The organism is uncultured Thiodictyon sp., assembly GCF_903946935.1.
Taxonomy (GTDB): Bacteria; Pseudomonadota; Gammaproteobacteria; order Chromatiales; family Chromatiaceae; genus Thiodictyon.
This window is the reverse complement of sequence record NZ_CAJAXH010000021.1, coordinates 1-26,282: the sequence shown is the minus strand read 5'-3', so window position 1 is coordinate 26,282 and position 26,282 is coordinate 1. Positions and strand designations below refer to the sequence as shown.

Sequence of the window (26,282 nt, the reverse complement as noted above, 5' to 3'; positions counted from 1 at the left end):
CCGGCGGGGCGGGCGGCGGCGACCGCTTCGGTTTAACGACCGCCGCTGGCTTCGGCTTGCCGCAAAACGGGCAATAGGCGACCGCCCAACCCAGCGCCTCGCCGCAATATTGACAGACCAACACCTCTAGGTCCCGGGCGGCAGGGCCGGGGGCATGCCGGGCGCCCCGGGAATGGGCGGCGGCGGGCTGACGGTGAATAGCGAGGCCAGCTCGGCAATCTGATTGAGCGGCGCCCACGCCGGCAGGCCATCGCGCCAGGCAAGCGTCGCCGCATCGAGTTGACCGGCAGTCACCCACTGCTGCAACTGGACGGCTGGATAGGGACCGTGTTGCTGCCCATTCATCGCCAGAAAATACTGGTACTGGGGTGTGGGGGCGGCAAAGGGCGGCGGCGGCACAGCACCCGGTATTGTCGGTGCCGGTTGGGTCGTCGGTGCGCCGACCGCCCTTGGGGCCTGTGTCGGCGCGGTTAACTCTAACAGCGCATCCAAGGCGTCGATCTGGAAAAAAATCGGGCGCACCACCCGCTTCACCCGCGGCAGCTCACCCTCCTTGACCTCCCACGGGTAGGCATCCGCGTCCGAGTTTTCCACGCGCTGACTCCAGGCATCTAACTGCTCAAGCGCCTGGCGTTCAGCCCGGGCGCCATCGGCCGCGCTGGTCCCCATCCGTCTGGCCTTCTCCCGCCAATCCCGCGCCATCTCCTCGGCCATGGCGGCCGGAAAGCCCTTCACTGGCTTTTGATTGCCGGTTTCATCCGACACCAGACAGGGCGTATAGACCTCCTTGGCATAATAGTCGGCCAACACCGCCAGACAGACGAACTGAGTCGGATTCAGACCATTGATCCGCTCGCCGATCTCGGCCAGGATCTGGCTATGATAGGTCTCCGGCAGGCCATTGAGGCGAAAGGCGCGTTCATTGCCGATTCGCCGAGTGTCGCCGCGGCTCACGGCAAACACATACTGCCCGGGCGGAACCGTCTCCCCCCGGGCGTCCCGGCTCAGAATACCGAGCATGACACCTGACAAAAACTGATAAAAGTCGTCGGCCAGGCGATTGAGCTCGGAGGTCGAAGGGGCCAGCGGATGGGTGAACTGGGTGGAATCGCGGTGGGTGTGCAGCGGAATCTTCTCAGACTCCTTGCGATAGCTGGTCCGCCACGCCTCCATGCCGCGCAGGGTCGTCAATGGGATACCGGACAACTCACAATAGCAGACCGCCCGACCGGGCACGCCGGTATCCACGAAGGCCACCTGCGCCGGTGAAATCCCGACCCCCGCCGGCACCTGCATCAACAACTCCTCCTTGAAACGCTTCTCGTATTCGGCCGCGCTGGCGACCCCGATATAGCACTTGAATTGATCCGGCTTGGGCTCGAAATCCTTCCCCCAACTGGCGTCTACCCAGGGCATCGCCCGCGTGATCAGCTCCTCGAAACGCCGTTGCCGTTCAGTCGGAGTCATCGCCTCCAGCGCGAGCAGCAGCGGGTCGCCCTCATCCGGCTGTTGATGGGAGGCCGCCGCAATCTGCTGTTCCGCCTTGACCCGCAGCAGACCGATCAGCCGTTCACGCTCCTTGGGTTCGGCGAGCATCGGGAATAGGGTCCGCGAGCCGCCGATATCGGTGAACACCTCATCCGCCCAGGCCCGCAGCTCATTCGTCGGCGGCAGCGCTACACCCTCCTCCGGGGTCTCCACCAGGATATAGGTGGCATGGTCCTTGCGCGTGTCCTCCCGCAAGAGCGTCACCTTGCCCTCGACCGAGTCGATCATGGCGAGCACGGCATTGCGACCGGCCTGGATCTCACCGACCAAGCCGCTCCAGGCGGCATCGCCACGCCCATCGATGCCTTGCCGTTCACCCAACCATTGAGAAACCCTTTTCAACAGCGCCGAGGCATGAGCGGCCGCCGTAGCGCGCAGATGAAACTGCAAGAAATGACAGATCTCCTCCCTTATCTGACCCAGGATCAGCCGGGCCTGTTCCTCCTTGTTGCCGAAACTGAACAGACCGCCACCTTTGGTCTGATCCAGGTTGTTCAACAACCGGTCATATTCGCAGGTGCGCACCACATCGCGTATTTCTCCGTAGCGCCTGGCATTATCGGCCAATGCCGCGATCAGGCCGGTGCTTGGATTCTCCAGGCGATCCTTGATTTGTTCGACGAGCGACAGGACATATTCCAGCCCGCCGTGTTCTTTGTTGTCCAGATAGACATAGAGCTGATCGCGAATCCTGGTCGTCGTGTCAATGAACGACTCGGCAGCACCGCGGCTGACGCGATCCTCGGTGGCATCGGCCGTGGAGTCCTGATCGCGCACCACGTCGCGCTCCAATTGCTTGAATGCCTCCCGGATACTCAGGCCCCACTCGTCCTTGTTATTCCCTGAGGCAATGCGCTCGATGCTCGCGCCCACCTTTTGCAGCATCCCATCGATCAGCGATCCCTGACGATCGATCAGCAGGCTGTCGGTGATCTGAGAATCGGTAAATTCAGCGCGGTTGAGCTGGGCACGGCGATCGCTGAGCTCGGGGAAATTGGTGAACGCGTGTGGCACCAGTTGGATATACTGTGCCATGAAGTCGTCGCGTTGTTTGTCAGTGGCGCGACGCGCCCCGACATTCTCCAGGGCCACCCCGAAAAAGGCCTTGACCATCTCCGCCGTCCAATAATAGGCACGCATATCGCGCTGCACGCCGCGCTGGGTATCCAGTACCGATTGGCCAAATGCGGAATAGCCCTGATAATAGGATAGGCGCATGTCCCCATACCGGTTGCCGGGGACCGGCGGGGTAAAGGGAAGTATCTTGTGCTGGCGTTGATTGACTGCAACTGAGCGCTTCTTGTTGGCAAAGTCGATCGAGGCAAAATCCTCAAACAGTGCATCCGCCACCATATCGTAAATGTCTTTCTGATTGCTGGTATGCAACTGCGCCAGGTTGCCCGAGTCGATCAGATACACCTCGTCGTACGGCTTCACACTCAACTGCGGGCGATCATAGGCATCCCAGCGCGTCACAAAATGCGAACCGCCCCGCATGCAGGTCTCGAGCTCCATAAATGAGGCATAACCGTTGGCCTCGGTCCGCTCCTTATTCGCGCTCTGGTAACCGGTAGGCAGGAACACCATCATCTCGACATCCGCCGCGCTCACCGTCTCCTTGGCGATCCAGTTGGCCAACCAACCCATATCGAGAAAGGAGCCGGCACCGGTACCGCCGGCCACCGAGCCGATGACCACGATGCGAAATTTACTCTGATCCAGATCGAGCCCGAGCGCCTTGAGTTGCGTGTCCTTGGACAGCCCGCTCTTTAGCCAAACCAATTTTGAGCGGATCTTTTCTTTGACCTTTGTGTATTTGTCGAAGAAATACAGACGCGAAATCGCGCGAATCTGACCGGCACCTTTGGCCGGGTCGATGCCCATCTCACGGATCTTCTTCGGCGTCAGCGGGGACCAGTTTTCGATATAGGGGTACTTGGCCAGGTCGTCATCGCTGCGACTGTAGCGCTCGATCTCAAAGGACTCTACCAGACGGTCCTCGTCGGACAGCTTGACCGCGTCGGCCAGCGGATCGGTGCGCTGCGATTTCCCCGACTCCACCAGCGCGCCCTGATCCAGATCGAAATGGATGAATTGAGCGACCGGAAATTCCGCCAGGCTCGAAATCCGCACCGGGTTGCGGGCCGGCCCCCACGCGGCGGCGAGTATCCGGCGGCGCACCCTCAGGATCACCTCCATACCGGTACCGCCCACCCCGATATACAGGGTCGGGCGTAGTTTGACGATCTTTTCAACCGGTTTGGGGCGCGCCGCGCTCTCTTGCTCTGCCATGATGAGCTCCTATTTTCGGGGGATACTATGGGCTGACTAGTTCAGCGGCGGCCGGTCACCAGCATCAATATCAATGCCAATAGGGCCACGCCTAAGAAGCTTGCGAGGTAGATCGGCGTCATAAACCGGACCTGGTCGACGACCGCCAAAACGCCGCAGGTCGCCAGGCTGGTCAATAAGACGAACAGCCACCAACCGGCCGCATTGGCAGAACTCGGCGCGACCCGCTGGCGAACCAACAGATTGGCATAAGCGCCCTTGGCAAAGAAAAAGGCAATGACCAGGACGAGCAAAACGCCGCCGCCGATGGCCAGATCGCGCGTCAGGGTATCGGACTTGCCAACGATCTCAGGGGGGATTGGGGGTGCGGTTGTCACTGCGGTCCCGGCCGCCGGACTTGCTCCCGGCGCTTCCCCAGCCGTCAGGTTTGACGCCGAAGCATTCGGATCGGGGAGATTGAATCCATGGGTCGCCGGCGTCGCTGCCCCTGGATGTGCGGCCGTGCTGTCAGGTGTCGTGTGCGTTTGGGCCATAGTGTTTCTCCGTTTGAATCAATGGCAGGAAGGCTGTAAAAAAAACGGCCACACCACCTCTTGTGACACTGCTTCAGCGGTGTCACGCAGGTGTTGGGCGCTGCGCGCCCCGCGGCGGCCTTGATCGTCGCTCCGGCTAGCGACCATCTTCTGGAGTCCAAGGCTTCAGCCTTGGTCCTGTCCATTCAAGGCTAAAGCCTTGGACTCCGGCCCCGGAGTGGCCGGAACGATGATCAAGGCCCCGGCGGCCGTCGGTCGCGGTTAGGATCAAGGCCGGAAAGTCTTTACGGAACATTGACCGTCGCTATTGGTTGATTTCAACGCTGTGCCCCTCTTTGCGGTCAAGGACCTCAATCCGCGCTAACCCGCGCCTGACCCTTGCAACCAACTCACCCCGGGCAGAATACAATGGCTGGGAGCGAAACGGCTTGAGCCGACAGGTCTGCACCTGACCATCGACCCGCAATTGATAGACGCGCGACCGGTTGCCAAGGATGAGCGCCGACAGGATCACCCCCAGCCCCACCAGCAGGGCCAGACCAATGAGCAAGATGGGATACGTGGGATAAACGATGCGAATCACAAAGGGAACGCTGACCTGGGATGACAGTGTATCCTGCGGCGGAGAAAACACCTCGGAAATGGGGTCGCCGGGAAACAGTGTATTCAGATTCTTGCTAAAGGCATCCGATAGGACGAGCCGCTGATTGCTCAGTTCCAACTCGAGTGTGCCATGGATTTCAAAGCGCGTACCGAATGAACGCAAGGCCTTGATCGACCAGATCGAAGGGACTTGAGCGAGCGGAATGGGCAGGGTCACCCTGATTTCTTTACGCGCGCCCGGCTCCAGCGCGGCGATGCGCGATGGCTCCGGCGCCAATGTACTGCGCGACGCGGCGACGACAAAGCTGGCCGAGAGGTCAGCCGATTCGATAATATAGGGATAAAACAGGTTTTCGAGCGACGCCAGGATCTCGACACTCGGCTGTTGCTTGGATGCCTCGACATCCAATACCACCGTGTGCCGATCCGCGGCCAACCCCACCGTGGTTCCAGGCTGGTTGCGGATTTCCTGCGGCAGTAGACGTACAGAGTCGCGATCCAGCGGCTTCAACCGCGCCGGCGTCTCGGTGAATACCTGTCCGACCCGTCCGCTGTCGATCAGGTAGCGCAAGGCGGCGTCGGCCTCGTTGCCATAGGCCAAGGCATAGACCATCAGGCCGCTGGCCTTATAGACTCGACCCTTGACCGGCATGCCCAACGGAAAGGCGACGGTTCTGGCGATGGTCGGCTCGTTATGGATTAATTGGTAAAACTCGCGATTGCGGACGATCGTTGCCGCATCGTTATTCGGGCTGTTCTTGTTATTGGTGAAAATCCATATGATTCCGGGCTTGCCTTGAAATCGATCGATAATGGTCTTGGTGACCGCCTCCTGAAAATCCGTATCGGTCAATGCGCTGGATTGAGGCTTCTTGGCCACCTTGATGTCGCCGATGACTTCATCGACAGAGCGGGCTTGGCCGTTTTGATAAATCAGCACCGGCGATTTATTGTTGCCGACCGATTGGTTGAAGACCGAAACAAAGACCCGATCCTGCGGCCGCGTCACGGTATGGAACACGGCCAAAATCAGCGATTTGAACAGCGATTGCGGATCGCTATAAAATGGCTCCATCCAGCCCGAGTTTTGAATCAAAAAGGCCTGCTGCATCGCCGTGGCAGCAGGCACCGGCGAGATCAGTGAAAGCAACAAGAGCAGCGAACGTAGGCGCATGACGATGCCTCCATTAATCAGCAGGTCAACAGTTTCCAACCGGGGATATGCCGATCGAAGTCCGGGTGATACAGATAAAGCTCGTGGCGATAGACAAAGGCGCGGGTCAGCCAGGGGCGCGTGAGCTTTTTCATGAAAAAATCGATATCCCCATGTTCCATGACCAGCCGGAACACAGCGGCATGTTTGCCCTGGCTGCTAAACAGGTCGTCCGCCCCCTGATTCCAGGGGATGCGCACGCAGAACGCCGACTTATTGGGCGACTCCAACAGCGGCGCCACAATATGACGCGATCCCGCATCGCTCACCGTCTCGGGATCGAGCCAGGGATGACTGCGTAGTTGCGTTTCGAGCGTAAAGTTGATCGTGCCGGAACCGAAGCGTGGGGAGGCGGTCTCCTGGCGCTCGGGCTGGTTGTGGGCGAGCGTCAAATATTCATAACGTCCGCGCGCCTGGTCGAAGCCAAGCTGCCAGAGCACCCCGTCGCGCGCACGATAGGGGCTGCCAAATTGGAAGCAGGGCTGGAATCCCGCCGGCCAAGGGATAAATGAGCTATTCGGTCGCTGGGTCGTATCGTCGAACTTGAGTATCAGTTGACCGAGCCGGTTGAGCCAGATGATCCGGCGTTGGTCGACGAGGCTTGCCGCAAAGGGTTCAGCGAGGAAGCAGCGCTTGAATTCCAATGGATCGATCCGCGAGGGATCGCCGGTAGCGATTTGAAGAATGCCGCCCTTGTCCCCATCGGCGATGACCGGGACGAATATCTGCTTGCCCTGAAAACAGACGGGCGCACCCATGCAACGCCCGGGGAACAGGCGCAGGTCATAGCTCAGGCTTAAGATATTGATATCGAGCAGGGCCAGCCCGCGATCGGTCGGCAGGTACAGTTGTTGCCTACCGGCATCCGGACAGGCCAAGCTCCACTGACTGGTCGCGAGCGAGGATTCAGGCAAGAGTTGATGCTGGCCACGCACCTCGACCCACCGCGACTGAGAGTCGCGAAACAGGTAGAGCATGCCTTTGCGTGGCTCGATGGCCAGCAGCGAGGCACGCCGCGCGGCGAGGTTGCCGACAAAAAAATGATAATCGCCGGGTGGCGGCAAGGGCAGCAGGGCGCCCGGGTCCTGCTCAGGCAAGAGGGTTCTGGCCAAAGCCAAATTGATGTGGGTCTGGCGCAGCCCCGGCATCCCGAAGGGGTCAGCGGTATGGCTCCGACCAAATGGGGGCAACCAGCTTTCCGCCTTAGACGCCAAAGGGTCGGACAGCGGCTTTCCGGTCACCGTTGAATAGCGAAAGAGCCCGGGGTACAGCACCGTGGCGTCATCCTCACGGCAGAGACGAGCGCCGACAAGTTCGGCCAGCTCGGGTTTGCTGTATTGGTCATCGACCGGGCCTAGGCCATTGTAGTAGGCCAGCCTGAATTGACCGCTCGCCGCGTCTTTGATCCAAGACTCGCGATGACCGTCAGGATAGTCAAGGTCCCATGTTTCCATTTCGCTATTTTCGCCCCTAATGGTGAGCGTGCGCCAAGGCGTTGCGCGACGGCTCGCAGGGTGTAGAACGCCCGTTCACCAACTGCAATCCTTGTTTTCGCTGCTGTTCGTTCTGGCCCACCCGACTGGGTGGGGATCGCACACCGATAGATCGAAACCGCCCACTCGAAAATGGGTAACGGTAGGCGGTCGACCGGGTTTCGTCAAGCGCACCGCGGCTTGGTGCTTGAGTTGCCCGGCGCGGGCGGCGTCCGGCGTCCGCTCACGGGGCCAGGGTCCTGGCCACCCGGAAACCGAACGAGGACGCACCGGCGGTGCGCAAGGCCCGGGTGCGGCTGGCTGAACGTAGCGATTGCGCATCGTTGTACCAGGAGCCGCCGCGCAAGACGCGCCGCTGGGGGTCTGAGCAGGCATCCCTCCAGGCGGTGCCGTCGGTCGGGGCGCCGCGGTAGTCCTCGTGCCAACAGTCCTGTACCCACTCTTGGACATTACCCAGCATGTCGCGCAGACCCCAGGGGTTGGCGGGATAGCTGCCCACCGGCCGGGTCTTGCCGAGCGACACCCCGGTCTTGGTAGGACAGCCGGGGTGGTCGGCCTTGTCGTGATAGTTGGCTTGCCGGGGGGCAATGCAATCGCCGGTGCTGAAGGCCGTCGTCGTCCCGGCGCGGGCGGCATATTCCCATTCGGCCTCAGTGGGCAGCCGATACGCCTTGTGGGTCGTGCCGTTGAGCCAAGCCAGATACTGCTGGGCATCCTCCCAGGAGACGTTGATCACCGGGCGTTGGCCGCTCCCCCAGTCATTGGGCTTCTTGGGACAGCCGCCGGCGGCCGCACAGGCATCCCATTCGGCAAAGGTCACCTCGTGCCGGCCCAGCTCGAAGGCGGCCACATCGACCCGATGGGCTGGTGTCTCCGAATCGTTACAACCTCGCCCAAGGCTAGGCGCGCAGCCCATGATGAAGCTGCCGGCCGGGATCGGGATCATGGTCCGGGTCTCGCGATACCGATACCAGCCGCCAAACGCCGACGCGGTCAGACAGACCCCGAACAGGGCCGGCCACCAATCGCGGCGCTGCCGTGGCGCCTTGGGCGGCCGACCGGGGGGCGGCACGACGGGCGCGACCGGTGCGACCGACGCAACCGGTTCGGTTGCCGGCTCAACTGTCGGCAGGGGTTGCGACCAATCGTCTTCCAGGCGCGGTTCGATCGGCTTGGCCGGCCGAGGCTGGGCTGGTATTGGTATCGGCTCCAGCGGGGGCGCCACTTCCACCACCTCGGCGCGCGCCTGGGACTTACCGCAATACGGACAATACTTGACCGCCCAACCCAACCGCGCATCGCAATGCCGACAGGACAACATCAACGCGTACCGGGTCGCGCGCGATCAGGTGATGCGTCTGTCCGGTTCGGGGTGGCGCGGGCACCATGGCCATTATCGTGAAAGTCGCGCCAGGAGCGCGGTCCAAGCCGCCCTCCCCTATTGAGGGAGGGCGGGGTGGGGGAACGGCCAAGGCACCCGCCACTTTTGTCGTTCGGGGTGGCGTGGGCGCCCTGGCCGTTACTTGACCGCATAGTCGTGCGTGAGGTCTCTCCCGCAATCGCATTTGCTCTGTCCCGCCACCAGAAAGGCCCAACACCTTTTGCACAGGGGTTGCTGGGGTTGATTCGGCGCCGACAGCGCGGCAGGCGGCGCGCCGATGTGCGGCAAGGCAGCGACGTTGGAGGTCGGCAGGGAGAGATTGAGCTCTTGCGCGACTTGGGCGAGATCGATATTCAGCTTCTTGGCGTAGCCCTGAATACAGGCGGCCTCGGCGTTATCGCACTCCCCATCGGCATAGGCGACGGCCAGCGCGCCGATGATCACGGTGCGCGCCTCTTCGCTGCCGGGCTCGACACCCTTGATGGCCTTGAGGAGCGCTTCCTCATCGCACAGAAAGGCCGCGATGGCATACTGCTTGAACTTGCCGAGCAGGTCGTTGACCGGGAATGCGCCGATCACCGGATTGTCGTGATTGTCGAGCAGAAAGCGCTTGAACCCGGCGGACTCCGAGTCCTCAAAACGGCCATCCTGCGAGGCGACATCGCCGGCAATGGCGCAAAAGGTTTCGATAAAGTTCGCGTACTTACCCCGCTTGATCGTGGACCCCAGATTCTTGAAGGCGTGCCCGATGCCGGAAACAAAACCGATACCGGAATTGACGACGCTTTCGCCTCGTTTTTGCCAATCGGCCATTGCAGTGTGCTCCTGATCAGGGTTGAAAAAATGGTGGCGTCGGCGCTCGCGGCGCAGAGTGGCTGACACTGGGGTGACACCGCTGGAGCGATGTCACCAAAGGAGATACGCCCGCGAGGCCTGGCCGGGCTGGGGACCTAGGGCGAGCCGGAAACCGACATTGAGGTCCCGGACGCCGGAAACATTGCCGCTGCGACAGGCGGAGCGGACGTAGCGACCGGAGCCGATCCAGCCACCGCCGCGCGCCACGCGCCCAGCGCCCGAGACATCGTCCCAGGGGCGACCGTCCGCGGGGGCACCTTGATAGCTGCCGTGTCCCTTGTCCTGGACCCACTCCCAGACGTTGCCATGCACATCGTAGAGGCCCCAGGGGTTGGGCCGCTTTTCGCCGACCGGGTGAGTCTTACCGCCAGCGTTTGCATCGAACCAAGCGTAATCGCCCAGGGCCTGCTCGTCATCGCCGAACGACCAGGCGGTTCGGGTACCGGCGCGGGCCGCGTATTCCCATTCGGCCTCGCTGGGCAAGCGATAGGGCTTGCCGGTCTTGCGGCCGAGCCAGGCCACATATTGCTGGGCATCGTCCCAGGAGACATTGATTACCGGCCGGCTGCCCCGGCCCCAGCGTTCGTCGTCGGGTTTATGCGTGCAGCGACGCTCGGCCACGCAGGCGTCCCATTCATCAAAGGTCACCTCATACTTGCCGATCTCAAAGGCCGGGACTTGGACCTGATGGGCCGGATTTTCATCGTCATAGCAGCCCCTATCAGCTGGCTGGCAACCCATCGAGAAACTGCCGGCAGGGATGGGGACCATGGGCGGGTGAAGCGTCGAGGTGCCGCCCCACCACTGATACCAGAGCGCGAGGCCCAGCACCGACAGGCCTGCCGCGAGCGCCGTCGGCCACCACCAGCGCCACCCGCCTCGATCTTGGGTGCGCTCCAAACGGGGGGTCTTGAGTTGACCTTGAAAGCCGCGCCGGGAGCCTGTGGGAGTGACTTCCAGCCGCGGCGAAACCTCGCAGGTTGCCGCAGCGTCGCATCGCGACTGGAGGCCGCTCCCACGGGGAGAGGCAACGAGCTCAGGGATTGATGCGGGGTCTTCGCGGCGGGACGCCGCTCCCACGGGTGCGGCGCTAGGGGGCCGCCGGGCCTGGACCACTGCGACCTCTTCCGGCACAGGTGCGGGCGACGGCCTTTTCGCGACGGCAACCGGTTGAACCTTGCCGCAAAACGGACAGTATTCAATCGCCCAACCCAGAGGCTGATCGCAATGCCTGCATACCAACATCAGGTCACTCCCTGTCGCACTGGGAGCGCCGAACCCCAGTGCGGCACGCCCTCGCAAGCGACCGCGGCATTGCATGCCGCGGATGAGCCGGGCCGCACTGGGGTGCGGCGCTCCTGGTGGATGTCCTGCGCTGGAACTTGAGACCTTCCTTGCGGCTACCGGTCGCGGCCGGGGGGCCGCTCCTACGCCGTAGGAGCGGCCCCCCGGCCGCGACGGATGGCAACCACGGAATGGGCGGAATCATCGCCAGCCGCTGCGCACTATTCCTTGCCGTCGCCCTCACGCTCGGGGAATACCAAAGAGGCAATGACGCCCAGTGCCAGGATGCCGAGCACGATGCCGAGACTGAGCCCGGCGCCGATATCGATGCCGGTGTCGCCGATGGTGTGATTCCAGCTCTGTAGCGCCAGCTTGGCGGCGATGAAATAGAGCAGGACGATAACCGCCTTCTCCAGATGGACCAGATAACGGGTCAGGGCCGCGAGCACGAAATAGAGGCTGCGCAGGCCGAGGATGGCGAAGATCATCGCGGCATAGACCAAGAGCGGTTCCTGGGTCACGGCGATGACGGCCGGCACCGAGTCGAAGGCGAACATGATGTCCGAGGTCTCGATGGCCAGCAGACACAGGAAGGCGGGCGTGGCGAAGAAGGAGGCCCAGGTACGGCCATGCAGCTGCAGGGTCGAGTCGCCGTCCAGCAGCTCTTCGGCAACCTTGCGGGTGATGAAGAAGCGTCCGGCGTGCATCCGCGGGAAGATCGGCAGGACCCGCTTGGCGATCCGTACCGACCAATGGTCGGTATAGTCAGCGATCTCCTCCTCCTCCTCCCGCGCGGTCATCATCTTCCAGGCGCTCCAGGCGACCACGGCCGCAAACAGGAAGCCGACCCAGGCGCTGGCGAGGAACAGGCTGGTACCGGCCAGCACAAAAATAGCGCGGAATATCAGGGCACCCAAGATGCCCCAATAGAGGATTCGGTGCTGGAGCCCTCCGCTGATCGCGAATGAAGAGAAGATGGCTATAAAGACCATCAGGTTATCGACCGATAGTGTCTTCTCCAGCACATAACCGGTGAGATACAGGTCGGCCCACTCCTTATTGTAACCGACCCATAGATAGCCATAGAAGGCGAGCGCCAGGCCGATCCAGAAAACGGACCAGAGCGCGGCGTCTTTGAGGCCGATCTCTGTGGACGAGCGATGGGCGCGCAGATCGACATAGACCGCCAGCCCCACGGTCACAAAAAAGACCAGGATGACGTGGAAGGGGTAACCAAAATGGTGTTCCACCTTATGCTCCGTTGATAGCGAGTTGAGAATGACCCGGGCGTCCGATCGGGAGGCGTCCGGGTGAAAATGGGCGGCGATCGGTCCGCACAGCGGACCCTACGGGGCTCGAGGCGCGCAGGGCCTAACACATTGTCAGGAGCGCGATGGGGATTGGCCACCATCCCTGGCGGCCGGCTGTCGCGGCCGGGAGTCGCTCCTACACCCCGTAATCGCGCACCAGACCGGCCAGGCCGTCGGCGTAGCCGGCACCGATGGCCTTGAACTTCCATTCGGCCTCGCGGCGGTAGAGTTCGCCGAACACCAGCGAGGTCTCGGTGGAGAAGTCCTCGCTCAGGTCGAAGCGCATGACCTCGGCACCGGTGGCCTCGTCGACCGCGCGGATATAGGCGTTGGCCACCTGGCCGAAGTTCTGCTTACGGGTGTCGGCCTCATAGATGGTGGCCGCAAAGACCACCTTGGCGGACTCGGCCGGCAGTTTGGGCAGATCGACCGCGATCACCTCATCGTCGCCCTCACCCTCGCCGGTGCGGTTGTCGCCCTGGTGGACCACCGACTTATCGGGCGTCGCCAGGTTGTTGAAAAAGACAAAGTATGGCTGCGAGAGCACCTTCCCATCCGCGCCGACGACCACCGCGACCGCGTCCAGGTCGAAGGCGGCGCCGTCGGTGCTGCGGGCGTCCCAACCCAGGCCGAAGCGGATCTTGCTGATCCCCGGGGCCTCTTTGGTCAGGGAGACGTTTCCACCCTTGGTCAAGTTGACTGGCATCTGCGAGCGCTCCATTGGATCGGCCGCCGTGCGGCCGTGGTTGCTGAAAAGGCCCGCCGGGTATCGGTCGGGCCGGAAAAAAAACTAGACCGACACGCCGTATTGACGTGCCATGGGCGCCAGGCCGCCGGCGTAGCCCTGGCCGATGGCATTGAATTTCCATTCGGCGCCGCTGCGATAGAGCTCGGCGAACACCATCGCGGTCTCGGTGGAGTATTCCTCGCCGAGATCGAAACGCACCACCTCGGCGCCGCTGTCCTTGTTGACCAGGCGAATATAGGCGTTGCCCACCTGGCCGAAGTTCTGCTTGCGGGTGTCGGCCTCGTGGATGGTCACGGTGAATACGATCTTGGCGACGTCAGCGGGGACCTTGTCCAGGTAGACGTCAATAACCTCATCGTCACCATCCCCGCCACCATCCATGTTGTCCGGGCCATGTTCGACCGAACCGCAGGCGGACTTCAACTGATTATAAAAGATGAAATCGGCGTCGCTACGGACCTTGCCGGAGGCGGCGACCAGGAAGGCCGAGGCGTCCAGGTCGAATGGCGCACCGTCGGTTACCCGCGGGTCCCAACCGAGCCCCACGAGGATATTCTTGAGTCCGGGCGCCGCCTTGTCCAGCGAAATCCGCCCACCCTTTTGCAGCGAAACGGCCATGATCCGTTGCTCCTCTGAAATGCGAATGAAGACTAGTCGACGCCGACGCGCCGGTTTGGTTGAGTGGACTACTTCCGCCCGGCCTGCCACTGGAAGCCGAAGCGATAGGCCTCGTCCATCTGCGGGTGGGCGGCATAGTATTCCACGAGCTTGGTCACGCGAATCCGTCCGCCATCGTTCTCCAGCAGCGCAATCGCGCACATCCCCTTGCCGGTTGAGTGCTCATCGAGCGCGACGACCAATTCCGCCGAACCGGGCGCCTTGACGGTTACCACGGCGTCGGCGGCGGCCCAGTTGGGTACGCCCTCGTAAATGAAGGCATAGATCAGCACCCGCTTGAAGGCCGTCCACCGATCGCCGTTGATCAACAAGGTCTCGCCGGAGGTCGACTCGCCGGTACGATCATCCCCGAGCAGTTTCGCAAAGGGCGGTCCGTCCAGATAACCGAAGCGCTCGCCCAGGGCCTGAATCACGTCCTTGTTGCCGTCGGCATGCTCGATCATGCACCCCAGGTCCAAGTCGATACCGCCGCTCGTGCCCCCGAACAGGCCGCGCTTGACCGTGCCGCGCTTCCAATTGAGATTGATCTCGATCTGGCCAAAGCCCTTGGACGGCTTCTCCAATGAGATCGGCTCACGCTTGCGCAGGTCGATGCGCGAGGGTGCTGCGGGTGGAGTCGCGGGGACCGGCGCCGGGGGCGGAGCCGTCGCCTCGCTCACATCGACGCCATAATTGCGGGCCAGCGGGGCGAGCCCGCCGGCAAAGCCCTGACCCAGTGCGCGCAGCTTCCAGGCACCGTTGCGCAGATAGAGTTCGCCCATGATCAGCGCACTCTCGACCATGCCCGCGCTCGCCACCGGGAACTGCAAGTCGACATTGGGGCTGGTCGCGCTCAAGCGCAGCGCCCGAAACTGCGAGAAGGCGCGCAATCCGGCTACACCGGAATCGATACTCAAGGCGATCACCACCCGCTCGATCCCGGTTGGTATCCGCGCCAGATCGACCTGGAAGCTGGCCGCCACCGGATCGAGCTTGACCGCGCCCGCGGGATCGTTCGGGTTGCCGTAGAAGACGAACCCGCCATCCCCCGCGACGCGACCGGCGGCATCGAGTAGAAAGGCGCTCACGTCCAGGCTGGGGGCCTGATTCGCCGGGTCGCAGGTCAGCGCCAGGCGCACCAGGCCCCCACCGACGGGGGCGTTCTGACCGGATTGCAGGTCCATCGCTGTCCCCTCAGAGATGACGGCCGATCAGTGGCATCATGTCGTTGAAGGTGCGGCCCATACCCGGCTCGCCGATCGCCTGCAGGTTCCAGGCGCCGTTCTCGCGATACAGCTTGGCCATCACCATACCGGTGCTCTTGGCCCCGTCGAGCGACAGGTCGAAACGGGCCAGCTCCTTGTTTCCCGCCGCATCCAGCAAGCGGCAACGCGCATTGGGGATGCCCTCGAAGCTGTCATTGAGAAATGAATTGACAGTGAAGATCAAGGCGTCGACCGTCGCCGGCAACTTGGTCAGTTCGACGCTGATCTGCTCATTGTCGTCGCTGCCGCCGCCCGAGCGGTCATCGCCGGTGTGCCGGACGGCCCCGTCCTGGCTCTTCAATTGCCTGAACCATACCGTGTCGGTCAGTTTCCCGGACGAGAAGAGCAGACAGGATGCATCGAGATCGACCTCGACCTCCGATGACCCGAAGAAGCCCTTCTTCTTGCGCTTGCCCCACCCGAGACCCAGTATCACGCGGGTCAGGCCGGCACCGCCGGTCTTTTCCAGCGAGATCCGATCACCCTTTGAAAGATTCAGTGCCATGACGATACCCATTCGCTGTTAGTGATTGATAAGAAAGGCCGCGCAGTCGCGCCAGCCTTAAGCCCGGATTCCTCAGGAGTCTCACGCCAAGGCGCCAAGATCGCCAAGAAAACAGTCGATTAGTTGATCACGAACACCCGGATTGACGCCCTGACAGAATTACCAACACGCTTACCTGATATTACCTTCATACTCAAAACCTTGGCGTGCTTGGCGCCTTGGCGTGAGCAATCCGGGCTAGCCACCTCCGGCCATCTGCACGAGCGCCAGGCGCCCGCCGGACTCGCGCGACAGGAGCAATTGGAGTCCGTCGCGCAGGGCCACGCGCTCACCCACGGCGATATCTCGCCCGGCACTCAGGTCGCGGCAGTGCGGGAGCCGCTCGTTGACCAACCACCAGGTGCCTTGGTGGAAGACAAAATAGCCGACCCGGACCTTCTGCGCCTCGGTGAGGCGTTCGTTGGGGGCCAGGTGACGATTCACATGCCACTCGAACAATGACTGGTTAGTATACACCATCAGCCGCTGGTCGTCCGGGCGGAAGCTGTCGCCATGCCGGCTCGAATAGAAATTGAGCACCGGGAGCGCCCCCGGGTAGGGCGTCCCACAGAAGGGACAGCTCGGCGCCCGCCGGTTGTCGAATACGAACCATCCCTGCACACAGCCGCGATTGGCGCAGGGCAGGATGAGATCGGCGGTGCGCACCAGCGCAAACTCCCAATCCTCGGCACTCGGACGCGCCCGCGGGTCGCGCAACCCATCGGTAAACGCACGCGCGAAGAGCGGCGCCAGATAGGGACCGGTCAGGGTATAGGGCATGCGCTGCGTATCGCACCAGGGCAACTCGCTGGGGCGCGCATCGGCCACCCGGATGCGATTGCTGAAGTCGTGTGCGTGCTCGACAAAGAGCGCGCGCTCACCCATTGAGAGGGTCTCGTCTTGGCTCGGATCGGGGTCGTGGACCTTACCGCCGCGCAGCGGATGGCGGTAGAGCAGATACATATAGATCAGGACCGCCAGGGCGTGACGATCGGTCGCGATACAGGGGAGCTTGCGCGCCGGGCTATCGTGCGGCAGGTGGGCCGTCATCACGACCTCGGGGGCAATGAAATCCGGTGTGCCCACCACCTCGGGGGGATACTTGCCGGGGACCACCAACCCATCGAGGTCGATGATACAGGCGCTGCCGCTGCGGGGATCGACCAGCACATTCTTATAGGACAGGTCGCTATGGGCGAGCCCGGCGGCATGCATCCGCCGCACCGCACGGGCGATGCGCATGCAGATGCGCAGATAGTTGAGCCAATCGCCGCGCTCGCGCGGGTCCAGAAAGCGCGCCTGATTGTTGGCGCTCGCGAACCATTTGCCCTCCTTCTCCCGGCCCTTGATGCCGAGCATATCGTTATTGGCGGAGCCGTATTCAAAGAAGAACTGCGGCGCATAGGCCGGCGCCACCACCCCGACCCGTCCCTCGTGTTCAACGACACCGGTCGGCCAGCAGAAGAGTTCCCGCCAATAGTCGCCGCCGACCTGCCCAAAGATGCCCTCGCGGTAGTCTTCGCAGATCACCCGCAGGCGCTCGCGGGCGGCGGGGCCCTGGGGCTCGCGGAAGAACCCGATCACATAGGAGCGATCCGGGGAGAAACAGACGTCCTTCATGGCACCGGACCCAATGACGGCGTCCTCGAAGGCGACGGTGTCGCCTTGCCAGGTCTTGAGTTCGATGATGTCATTCATCCGGCGGCCCTTACCACAAGACCGCCAGCGTGCGGTCGTCGTGATTGCCGCGGCTCCAGAAATTGAGCCATTCGAGCGTGCGCGCCGCCGGGTCTGGATCGGCCAGCAGCGGCTCAAGCTCCGCCCAGAGCTCGGCCCAGGCCGCGGATTGGCGCAGCACCGCATCCGACGGGAATCGGGGGTCGCTCACCCCGTCGGTCATCAACAGCAGGGCGGTGAAATCGGGCAAGACCCGGACCTTGAGCCGCTGCATGATCTGCTCCCCATCGGCAAAGACCGCGCGCTCCAGGAACTGGGTCTGACCGGCATAGTCGCCGCCCTCGGGCATCCCCAGCAACTCGACCCCGCGCTCGGTGCTATAGAGTGCGATGGCGCCGTCGCCCACCCAATAGATGGCCACCAGCTCGCCCTGCGGGGTGCGGGTGTGGGCGGCCAGCAACAGGGTGGTCGCATAGTCGCGTGGCTCATTGCCCTGCTCCTGCGCCTTGGACTCGATGGCCTTGACCGCCGCGAATGCCGCGGCGCCCAGGGTGCGATAGGCCGCCGTGCGGGCCACTGTCGGGTCGTCGCTGACGAACTCTTGGAGCCGTGCCCCGGATTGGTCATCGAGCAGGCGCTCGCGGGCAACCGCCACCGCGGTGTCGACCGCAATACGCGAGCCGATCCGCGAATGGCTCGCGCTCCCCGCACCGTCGGCCACCGCGATCAGGGTCCAGCCATCGGCCGCGGTCACGCAGCAGCCATAGTCGTCGTCGCGCAAGGCCCCGACATGGGCGTGCGAGCGCCCGCGGCGACTGGCCAGCAGGAGTTGACGGCCATGAGCCGCGGGGAGGCACAGCGCATCGGTGTCCGCTTTCCAGCCGGGGGCGTCCCGGTCGGACGGCAGGTCCTGCCACAGGGCGCGCGGGTCGGCGTTCACCACCAGGGTGGTGGCGACCTGGCAGGGCGGCGCGTCCGGCGCAGCGGACTCCCGGCAGGTCACCGCTAGCCGATACTCGCCGGGCGTCAGCGGCGTCCCGGTCAAGAAACCAGCCTCATAGGTGACGCCGGCCGCCGCCGGGACCTCGCACCCGAGCACCTCCAGCGCCTGACCCTCGCGCGTGCGCACCGCCAGGCGCGCCCGGAAGGGCTCCCCGGCGCGGGCGTTGGACTCGATCTCGGCGAGCGGACGGGGCGGCACTGGGGCGCTCCTGGGTAAGGGGGTGGCGGGGATGTCCCCGGGTCGCTGGTCGGGGGCGAGCGGTGCCGAGTCGGCCGCGGTGGGTACCGCGACTGGATCGTCGCCCGCCGGGGGCGGCACCACGATCAGATCGATCAGCCGTCCAGCCGCCGCCAGCGCCTGCGCTAGCACGTCCCCGCTCGGCCAGCGGGTGTCGTCGGGCAGGCGCCCCCGCAGTGCGTCGAGCAGGGCGATCGACAGCTTGGTACGGGTCTCACTATCCACTGGCTAGCCTTGTCGTCGCTCGACATCGAAACCTTGACTGGCACTGGGGGCAAACTCCAGTTCGGAGTGGCACCAGGGACAGGTCGCCTCACCGGGTCCGCGCAGACACATCAGCTTGCCGCAGCCGCACAGGGCCACCGTGATCGGGTTGCCGCAGTGCGGGCACGCGGCACCGCCCATCAGATCGGCGGTATTGGCGCTCCCGCCCGTGCCACTGGAGTCGCTCCAGCGGAAATAGTCCTCGGTCAGCGGATAACAACCCGCGACCCGATAGCCGCTGGCGTCGATCGAAAAGGACTCCATGGCAATGGGCACCGTCTCACGGTCGTACTTGACCAGATAGGGGCGCCCGCTGGTCTGGCAGCGCCCCACCAGGACCACACAATCCGGGTCGGCGGCGGGCGCCAAGGCGGTCGTGGCGGTGAGCGGACACAGCACGCCCGGGTCCGCCTTGGCCAGGGACAGACGGCCGTTCCCGGGCTCACCCACGCGGCTACTCTGCGCCGACACCGATTCGGTGAGCCAGCGCACGAACACGTCGAACCCCCCGGACGCGGTATCGTCGAAGACCAGGACGTGTTCGGTCAGCGAGCGCAGCGTGGCCTGATCGGCATAGCGACCGATGGCCACGGCCACCAGGTCCACGCGGGCGGCGTAGCGCTCCTGCCAGCGCGCGCGCGCCGCGGCCACCTGATCGGTCGGCTTGCCGTCGGTGAACAGATAGACGATCGGTCGCCAGTCGCCCTTGCGGGTGGGGCTGGGCACCGCCACCTGCCGATCGATCTCGTTCATGACATGCTCGAGCGCGCCCCCCAGGGCGGTGCCGCCGCCCATCGGCAGGACCGGGGCGCGAAAGGCGGCCAGGTCCTGGAGCTCGACCAGGGTCTGCGCGATCCCGGCAAAGGCGATGACCGAGAGCCAGACGGTGTCGAGCGCCTGGGGATTGGTGCGCAAGGTGGAAACAATGGTCCCGATGCCCTCCTGGAGGCGGAACAGGTTATCGCCCGCCATGGATTCGGACACATCGAGTACAAGAAAGATGGGTAGACGCCGCATCGTGTTGCCCCTGGATGACCCCTGGATGACCTAGATGGCGATACGCAGCTCACCCGGCAGGGCGGGCAGGCTGTCGCCCGCGGTGCGTCCGCTGCGCCCGCCCGCCGCGATGCTGCCGGACACCCATTGAAAAAATTGGGCAAACATGGCACCGTCGAGTGTATCGAGCGACACCACCGTGTCGGTGAGTTCGCGCAGTGCCTCGACCCGCGCCTTGGGTCCGGCGGCACAGGCCACGATGCGGGCGAAGTCGCGCTGTTTGACCGCCGCCACCGCCTCCTTGTAGGCCTGGGTGTCCGAGGGCGCGCCGTCGGTCATCACGAAGACCATGGGGCGCCAGTCGCCGTGCTGGGTCTCGCTGCCGCGGCGCACGTCCCGGTCGACCCGCTGCACCAGCAGATCCAGGGCCGCCCCGAGAAAGGTCGCGCCGGAACTCGGCACCTCGATCTCGGGGATGCGCACCGCGTCCAGCGGGGTCAGCGGGAAGACCTCGCGCGCCTCCAGATCGAAGGTGATGAGCGACAGGTGGACCGTATCCAGCGCGAAGGGATCGCGCCTCAGGGCCTGCTCCATGGCCTTGAGCCCGACATTGAGCGCGTGGATCGGCTCCCCGCGCATCGAGCCCGAGGTATCGACCAGGATATAGACAGGTAGCCGCCGCTCGCTCATCGGATTCAGACCCCGGCAACGTTGATCTGCGGCGGGGGTGGGGGCAGGTCGCCCAGGCCGCCGATGTCTTTCTTGGTGAGGTCGAGCTTGCGGCTGCTGACCGCGACCGACGCCGACACCCACTGAAAAAAGGCCTTGATCGTGGACGCATCGGCGGTGTCGAGGCTGACCACGGACTCGGTCAGCTGCCGCAGGATGTCCTGCTTGGCGCCCGGACCGGCGGCACAGGCGATCAGGGTCCCGATCTTGACCCGGTCCAGGGCCTCCTTGCCCCGCTGCCAATTGTCGGTAGGCGCCCCATCGGTCATCAGAAAGACCAGCGGCTTCCAGTCGCCGCGCTGCTCGGCGCTGCCTTTGACCACATCCCGCTCGATCGAGGCGGCGAGCAGGGTGAGCGCCGCACCCAACGCGGTGGTGCCGCTGGCCTGGATATCCGGGGCCTGGAAGGCGGCCACCTCGGTGAGCGGCACCACCTGACGCGCGCCGCTGTCGAAGGCGATGACCGACAGATAGGCGCTCTCCAAGGCGTTGGGGTCCTGACGCAAGGCCGAGATCAGCGTTTGCAAGCCGGTCTTCACCGCCTCGATCGGCTCGCCGGACATGGAGCCCGAGGTGTCCAATACAAGATAGACTGGGAGTCGTCTCATCAGTGCCTCTTCATCGATGCACCCCGGGGTGCGCAGCCGCGCACCCGGATGGGCCTATTTGGTCGGCAAAAACTCGCTGGGATCCAGGCCGAGCTCGTGACAAATACGGGTCACGGCACCACGCTCGGCCTCGTCGAAATTGCCGTCGGCCCCGGCGATGACACAGCAGGCGCGCACCAGCAGGCGGGCCTCCGCCGGCTTTGATTTGATCCCGGCGACCACCGCGAGCGCCTCGGCCTCGCCGATCTGGGCATCGAATTCGTATTTGGCGCAATGGCCCTCGAAGCTCTTGATGACATCGGCCGCATCATAGAGCGACAGCACGTCCGAGCTCTTCATGAAGGCCATCATCTTGCGCTTTTCCTCGGCGCTCACCTCGCCGTCGGCGCTCGCGATAATCGCGCAGCCGGCGGTACAGGCGTTCATAAAGGTCTTGCTACGAAAGCGGGTCGCCTCGTCCTTGAGATTGGAACCCATTTCTTTCAACTTATCGAACATACCTTGCAGCATGGGGCACACCTTGGTTAAATGATAGAGAGACCCTGCCTCAGGGTCAGCGCAAAGAACAAGGTATTCTGTCCACCGCAGACCGTCAAGGACCGCGGTATGACAGTTTTGTCACCGAACCGGTCACCGGGCGGTCACAACAGCGCTTCAGAGGGCCGCGCGCCCTCCCCGGCCACCGCATCGGCGGGGCAGCCACTCAATCTTCGTGTATCGTCGCGCCAGGGTCGGTCGCCGGCCGCCACCCGCCGCGCGCCCGCCGCGTCGTCCACCGTTTAATCTTGACCCAAGGGGCCAGATCGATGAACTACGCATTTGACATCCCCGGCGGCACCCTGCGCATCGCCACCGAGCGCGAGGAGCTGCCGCTCTCGCACCTGCTCGGGTTCGCCGCCCGCGCCAACCCGCGCCGCCCGTTCCTTTTCGTATCCAAGGTGTTAGGTCGACATATCCCGTGCCGGCCTCAGGGTATGCGCGACACCTATCGGCGACTCTCCGCCCCGCTCCTGGATGCCCCGGGGCCGGTCTGGGTCATCGGGATGGCGGAGACCGCCACCGGGTTGGGCGCCGGCGTTGCCGACAGCCTGGCCCGCGCGAACGGTCGCACCGACATCGGCTACCAACACACGACCCGCCGACCGCTGGCCGCGCCACCCCTGCTGACCTTCGAGGAGGCGCATTCACACGCCCCGACTCACCTGCTCCACCGCCCGCTACCCGCGCTGGCGCATCTCTTCGAGGGCGCGCGCACCCTGGTCATCGTCGACGACGAGGTCTCGACCGGGCAGTCGGTCAAACGGCTCGCCGAACAGCTTGGGCCCCGCATGCCCAAGCTCGAGCAAATTGTACTGGCGAGCCTGGTCAACTGGCTGGGGGCCGCGGCGCGCGAGCGGATCGCCCGCGACCTGGGCGGGACCGTCCGGACCCGCTGGTGCAGCCTGCTCGACGGCCAGTTCGCCTTCGAGCCGGACGCCGGTGCCGTCACCGGGGCGCTGCCGGCCGATGTCGAGGCGCGCCAGACCGGCTGGGTGGCACGCGAGGATCTCGGCCGCCGCGGCCTGCACCTGCCCCCGGGTGGGGCGCGGCCCCCGGCGCTCGCGCCGCCGCTGGAGGCGGCCGGCCGGCCCTTGACCATCATCGGCACCGGGGAGTGCGCCTTCGCGCCCTTCCTGGCGGCCGAGGCCCTGGAACTTGCGGGCCGAGACGTGACTTTTCAAACCACCTCGCGCTCGCCGGTGCTGCTTGGCGGTGCGGTCGCCCGAACCGCTGTCTGCCCCGACCCCTATGGCGAGGGTGTGGGCTATTACCTCCACAATCCACCCGGGGCGGAGCGGCTCGCGCTCGCACTCTACGAGGAGGCGCGCGCCTGCAACACCCCCCACCCGGGGCTCGCCTGGCAGTGCATGCCGATCCCCGGCGCCCTGGAGGCAGCGCGATGACCCGCGCGATCACCGTCTTCACCGACCTGGACGACACCCTGTTTCAGACGCAGACCAAGGCGCGCGCCCTGGCCGGCGGCGCGGACGCCCTGACCGAGGCGGCCTATGACCGGGACGGCGCGCCGCTCTCCTTCCACACCCCGGCCCAGTTGGCGCTGCTGGACCTGCTGGGCGGCTGCGAGGTCATTCCGGTGACCGGGCGCAACCGCACGGCCCTGGAGCGGGTGGTGAGTCCGGTATTTCACGCCTGCCGGATCACCAGCCACGGCGCCGTGCTCTACGGGCCGGATGGCGAGGTGCTGCCGTCCTGGCGCGCGCCGCTGGCGGCCGGGGCCGCGGCGTTTGGACCGGCGATGCACGACCTGACCGCCGCCGTGCAGGACCTGATCGAGCGCGCCCGGCTCGCGGCGCGGGTGCGGGTGATCGAGGACGCCGGGGTGCCGGTCTATGTCTCGATCAAGGGGGAGGAGGCGGCCCTGGACCAGGCGGAGCAACTGGTGCTGGCGCAGGGTGCCGCGCGCTGGCGGCTGCACCGCAACGGGCGCAACCTCGCCGCCCTGCCCCCCTTTGCCGACAAGCGCGCCGCAGTGGCGCACCTGATGGCGATCAAGCGCGCGCAGGACCCGGCGCGGACCTTCCTCGGGCTCGGCGACAGCCTCTCGGATCTCGGTTTCATGACGCTGTGCGACTTCGCGCTGGTGCCGAGCGGCACGCAGATCCACCAGGAGCGCTGGTCGTGAGCGCGGACCCCCAGGCATTCACGCAGGCCCCCTTCAGCGGCAGCTATGCGCTGGCGGACTGCCAGTTTTTGCTCAAGCCGATCCAGCTCGACCCTACCCCGGTGCGGCTTAAGGAGCAGATGATCCAGGGCGCCACGCGCCATTACTCGGAGATGCTGGCCCCTGAGTCACTGCCGCCGGCAGCCTATCTGGAACTCTTTTGCGCGTTGACCGACACCCATGCCGAGCGGTTGGGGCGCGACTGCCTGTCGCTCGCCACCCACATCGCCCGCACCCGGGTCGCGCCCATCACGGTGGTGTCGCTGGCCCGGGCGGGCACCCCGATCGGGGCACTCCTGACCCGCGCGCTGACCACGCACCTGGGGGTCGCCGCGCGTCACTATTCGATCTCGATCATCCGCGACCGCGGCATCGACACCAATGCACTACGCTATCTGCTGCGCCGCGCCGACCGCCCGGCGGCCGGGGTGGTGTTCGTCGACGGCTGGACCGCCAAGGGGGTCATCACGGCGGAACTCAAGGCCGCGGTGGCGCAGTGGAACCGCACCGAGCCGGAACAACTCGACGACCGGCTCTATGTCGTGAGCGACATCGGCGGCGTGGCCGACGTGGCCGCCAGCTACGACGACTATGCGATTCCATCGGGTATCCTCAACGCGACCGTCTCCGGCCTGGTGTCGCGCTCGGTGCTCAACCACCAGATCGGGGCGGACGATTTCCACGGCTGTGTGCTCTACGAGGCGTTCGCCGCGGCGGACCGCTCGACCTGGTTCCTCGACCGGATCGCCGCGACCTTCGAGCGCGTCCAGGCGCAGGCGATCCGGGTCGACGAGCGGGCGGCGCGCGCGCGCCAGACCCGCGACTGGCTCCACGGCTGCATGACGCGCCACGGCATCGTCGATCAGAACCTGATCAAGCCCGGGGTCGCCGAGGCGACCCGGGTCCTGTTGCGCCGGGTGCCGGAACACCTGCTGCTGCGCACGCACGACGACCCCGACGTCCGCCACCTGATCGAGTTGGCGCAGACTCGCGGAGTGCCGATCGGCAGCGAGCCCGGGATGCCGTTCCGGGCCGCCGCGCTCATCCAATCCCAACGTGGCGCCACCGGCGCCGGTCCAGTCAGGAGCAATGAACCATGAGCATCGACTCGCTGCGCCAGACCGACCCCGCCCCCGGGGACCTCCCGCCGACCTACCTGCGGCTCGGGGCCTCGCTCTACATGCCGGCCACGCGCGCGGACCTACCGAGCCTGCTCAATGGGCACAAGTTCCCGGGGCTGCGCTCGCTCGTGGTCTGCACCGAGGACTCGGTGCATGCCCGCGACCTGGCGCGCGCGCTGGCCAATCTGCGCGCGGCACTGAGCCATCTGGAGCCGGCCGGCCCCCTGCGCTTTCTGCGCCCGCGTAACCCCGAAATCCTGGCCGAGATGGTCAGGATGCGCGGGATCGAACGGGTGGATGGGGTGTGCCTGCCGAAGCTCGACGAGCACAACCTGGGCGACTATCTGGACGCGCTGGCCCCGGCGCGGCACCTGGCGATCATGCCGATTGTTGAGACCGAGGTCGCGTTCTGCCGCGACCGGCTGCGCCGGCTGCGCGTGCGGCTCGACCAGGTGCGTGAGCGCGTGACCTGTATCCGCATCGGCGGCAACGACCTGCTCCACCTGCTTGGCATCCGCCGGCCGAAAGAATTGACCGCCTATGACACGCCGCTGCGCCGGGTGATCGATGACCTGATCATCGAGTTTCGCGGTCAGGGTTACGACCTGTCGGCGCCGGTCTTCGAGCACCTGGACTGCCCCCACGTGTTGGCCCGCGAGCTGGAGCTGGACCTGATCCACGGGCTGATGGCGAAGACGGCGATCCACCCCAGCCAGGTCGGCCCGATCGAGGCCGCCTATGCGGTGCCGCCGGGCGAGGCGGTGCTGGCACGGGCGGTCCTGGCGCCGGAGGCGGCGGGCGTGTTTCGCCTCAACGGCCAGATGGCCGAGCCGACCACCCACAGCCATTGGGCGGCGCGCACCCTCGCCCGCCTGGACGCCTACGGGCTGCGCGGCGACCGCGCCAACGCCTGAGGGCGACAGCGATGACCCAAGAAAGGGCAGTTGTCACGCCAAGGCGCCAAGCTCGCCAAGGTTTTTCAGCATCTGATCTGCCTTGGGCCATTCACCCGGCGGATGATCTGGTGATTTCGCTTACCCTATTATATTTCTTGGCGAGCTTGGCGCCTTGGCGTGAGCAATTGCGGGATGTAGGATGACTGATTCTGCGCCACTGCTCTGGTACAACAGCGGACTGTCGAACACCTATGACGCCGTGCGGCTGATCCGCGAGGCCGCCGGCGGCGCCCTGCGGGTGCT

At 64.8% G+C, this 26,282-nt stretch carries 22 protein-coding genes; 4 read left to right on the top strand and 18 right to left on the bottom strand.

The genetic code is table 11. The features are described 5' to 3' along the window. Positions 1-126 precede the first annotated feature (126 nt). The 18 genes from QZX93_RS02715 to QZX93_RS02630 form a co-directional block, all read right to left on the bottom strand. Entirely contained in the window at positions 127-3,840 is a 3,714-nt protein-coding gene (locus QZX93_RS02715; protein ID WP_295383835.1) for a tubulin-like doman-containing protein, read from the bottom strand. Between the two features lie 41 nt (positions 3,841-3,881). Beyond that, on the bottom strand, positions 3,882-4,217 hold the full coding sequence (locus QZX93_RS02710) for a hypothetical protein (RefSeq protein WP_295383836.1): 336 nt from the start codon (positions 4,215-4,217) through the stop codon (positions 3,882-3,884). Positions 4,218-4,677: 460 nt separating this feature from the next. Next, the gene (locus QZX93_RS02705) at positions 4,678-6,189 is read right to left on the bottom strand and encodes a hypothetical protein (RefSeq protein WP_295383837.1); all 1,512 of its coding nucleotides are present in this window, start codon (positions 6,187-6,189) and stop codon (positions 4,678-4,680) included. Beyond that, entirely contained in the window at positions 6,168-7,643 is a 1,476-nt protein-coding gene (locus QZX93_RS02700; RefSeq protein ID WP_295383838.1) for a hypothetical protein, read from the bottom strand. Before QZX93_RS02700 ends, QZX93_RS02705 begins: the two co-directional genes overlap by 22 nt. Before the next feature lie 262 nt (positions 7,644-7,905). Further along, a complete protein-coding gene (locus QZX93_RS02695) occupies positions 7,906-9,003 on the bottom strand; it encodes a formylglycine-generating enzyme family protein (protein WP_295383839.1) in 1,098 nt (365 codons plus the stop codon). A gap of 198 nt (positions 9,004-9,201) precedes the next feature. Next, positions 9,202-9,876 carry a TerB family tellurite resistance protein gene (locus tag QZX93_RS02690; protein ID WP_295383840.1) on the bottom strand — a complete coding sequence of 225 codons (675 nt, stop codon included), beginning with the start codon at positions 9,874-9,876 and terminating at the stop codon, positions 9,202-9,204. A gap of 93 nt (positions 9,877-9,969) precedes the next feature. Then, the gene (locus QZX93_RS02685; RefSeq protein WP_295383841.1) at positions 9,970-10,818 is read right to left on the bottom strand and encodes a formylglycine-generating enzyme family protein; all 849 of its coding nucleotides are present in this window, start codon (positions 10,816-10,818) and stop codon (positions 9,970-9,972) included. Positions 10,819-11,423: 605 nt separating this feature from the next. Continuing rightward, positions 11,424-12,452, bottom strand: a complete 1,029-nt coding sequence (locus tag QZX93_RS02680) for a TerC/Alx family metal homeostasis membrane protein (RefSeq protein WP_295387947.1) — start codon at positions 12,450-12,452, stop codon at positions 11,424-11,426. 196 nt (positions 12,453-12,648) lie between these two features. Continuing rightward, the gene (locus tag QZX93_RS02675; protein WP_295387944.1) at positions 12,649-13,218 is read right to left on the bottom strand and encodes a TerD family protein; all 570 of its coding nucleotides are present in this window, start codon (positions 13,216-13,218) and stop codon (positions 12,649-12,651) included. Positions 13,219-13,302: 84 nt separating this feature from the next. Continuing rightward, positions 13,303-13,878 (bottom strand): TerD family protein, encoded by a 576-nt coding sequence (locus QZX93_RS02670; RefSeq protein ID WP_295387941.1) that lies wholly within the window; start codon positions 13,876-13,878, stop codon positions 13,303-13,305. 68 nt (positions 13,879-13,946) lie between these two features. Beyond that, on the bottom strand, positions 13,947-15,101 hold the full coding sequence (locus QZX93_RS02665) for a TerD family protein (RefSeq protein WP_295387939.1): 1,155 nt from the start codon (positions 15,099-15,101) through the stop codon (positions 13,947-13,949). A 10-nt stretch (positions 15,102-15,111) separates the two neighbouring features. Further along, positions 15,112-15,687: a TerD family protein gene (locus QZX93_RS02660; RefSeq protein WP_295387937.1), complete on the bottom strand. Its 576-nt coding sequence runs from the start codon at positions 15,685-15,687 to the stop codon at positions 15,112-15,114. 237 nt (positions 15,688-15,924) lie between these two features. Further along, positions 15,925-17,424, bottom strand: coding sequence for a lipopolysaccharide kinase InaA family protein (locus tag QZX93_RS02655; RefSeq protein WP_295387934.1), 1,500 nt, complete (start codon positions 17,422-17,424; stop codon positions 15,925-15,927). A 10-nt stretch (positions 17,425-17,434) separates the two neighbouring features. After that, positions 17,435-18,868 carry a protein phosphatase 2C domain-containing protein gene (locus tag QZX93_RS02650; protein ID WP_295387931.1) on the bottom strand — a complete coding sequence of 478 codons (1,434 nt, stop codon included), beginning with the start codon at positions 18,866-18,868 and terminating at the stop codon, positions 17,435-17,437. Positions 18,869-18,871: 3 nt separating this feature from the next. Continuing rightward, positions 18,872-19,924 (bottom strand): TerY-C metal binding domain-containing protein, encoded by a 1,053-nt coding sequence (locus tag QZX93_RS02645; RefSeq protein WP_295387928.1) that lies wholly within the window; start codon positions 19,922-19,924, stop codon positions 18,872-18,874. Positions 19,925-19,954: 30 nt separating this feature from the next. Continuing rightward, on the bottom strand, positions 19,955-20,593 hold the full coding sequence (locus QZX93_RS02640) for a VWA domain-containing protein (protein WP_295387925.1): 639 nt from the start codon (positions 20,591-20,593) through the stop codon (positions 19,955-19,957). Positions 20,594-20,598: 5 nt separating this feature from the next. Continuing rightward, positions 20,599-21,240: a VWA domain-containing protein gene (locus QZX93_RS02635; RefSeq protein WP_295387921.1), complete on the bottom strand. Its 642-nt coding sequence runs from the start codon at positions 21,238-21,240 to the stop codon at positions 20,599-20,601. Between the two features lie 54 nt (positions 21,241-21,294). Then, complete coding sequence (locus tag QZX93_RS02630; protein ID WP_295387918.1) at positions 21,295-21,750, bottom strand: TerB family tellurite resistance protein; 456 nt, start codon at positions 21,748-21,750, stop codon at positions 21,295-21,297. Between the two features lie 296 nt (positions 21,751-22,046). Here QZX93_RS02630 and QZX93_RS02625 point away from each other — a divergent pair, with 296 nt between their 5' ends. The 4 genes from QZX93_RS02625 to QZX93_RS02610 are packed head-to-tail and all read left to right on the top strand — an operon-like array spanning position 22,047 to position 25,997. Next, positions 22,047-23,183: a phosphoribosyltransferase domain-containing protein gene (locus QZX93_RS02625; RefSeq protein ID WP_295387915.1), complete on the top strand. Its 1,137-nt coding sequence runs from the start codon at positions 22,047-22,049 to the stop codon at positions 23,181-23,183. Continuing rightward, positions 23,180-23,923: a hypothetical protein gene (locus tag QZX93_RS02620; protein WP_295387912.1), complete on the top strand. Its 744-nt coding sequence runs from the start codon at positions 23,180-23,182 to the stop codon at positions 23,921-23,923. Before QZX93_RS02625 ends, QZX93_RS02620 begins: the two co-directional genes overlap by 4 nt. Then, positions 23,920-25,062 carry a cysteine protease StiP family protein gene (locus tag QZX93_RS02615; RefSeq protein WP_295387909.1) on the top strand — a complete coding sequence of 381 codons (1,143 nt, stop codon included), beginning with the start codon at positions 23,920-23,922 and terminating at the stop codon, positions 25,060-25,062. Before QZX93_RS02620 ends, QZX93_RS02615 begins: the two co-directional genes overlap by 4 nt. Then, complete coding sequence (locus QZX93_RS02610; protein WP_295387906.1) at positions 25,059-25,997, top strand: HpcH/HpaI aldolase/citrate lyase family protein; 939 nt, start codon at positions 25,059-25,061, stop codon at positions 25,995-25,997. The genes QZX93_RS02615 and QZX93_RS02610 overlap by 4 nt, the downstream gene beginning before the upstream one ends. Positions 25,998-26,282 lie beyond the last annotated feature (285 nt).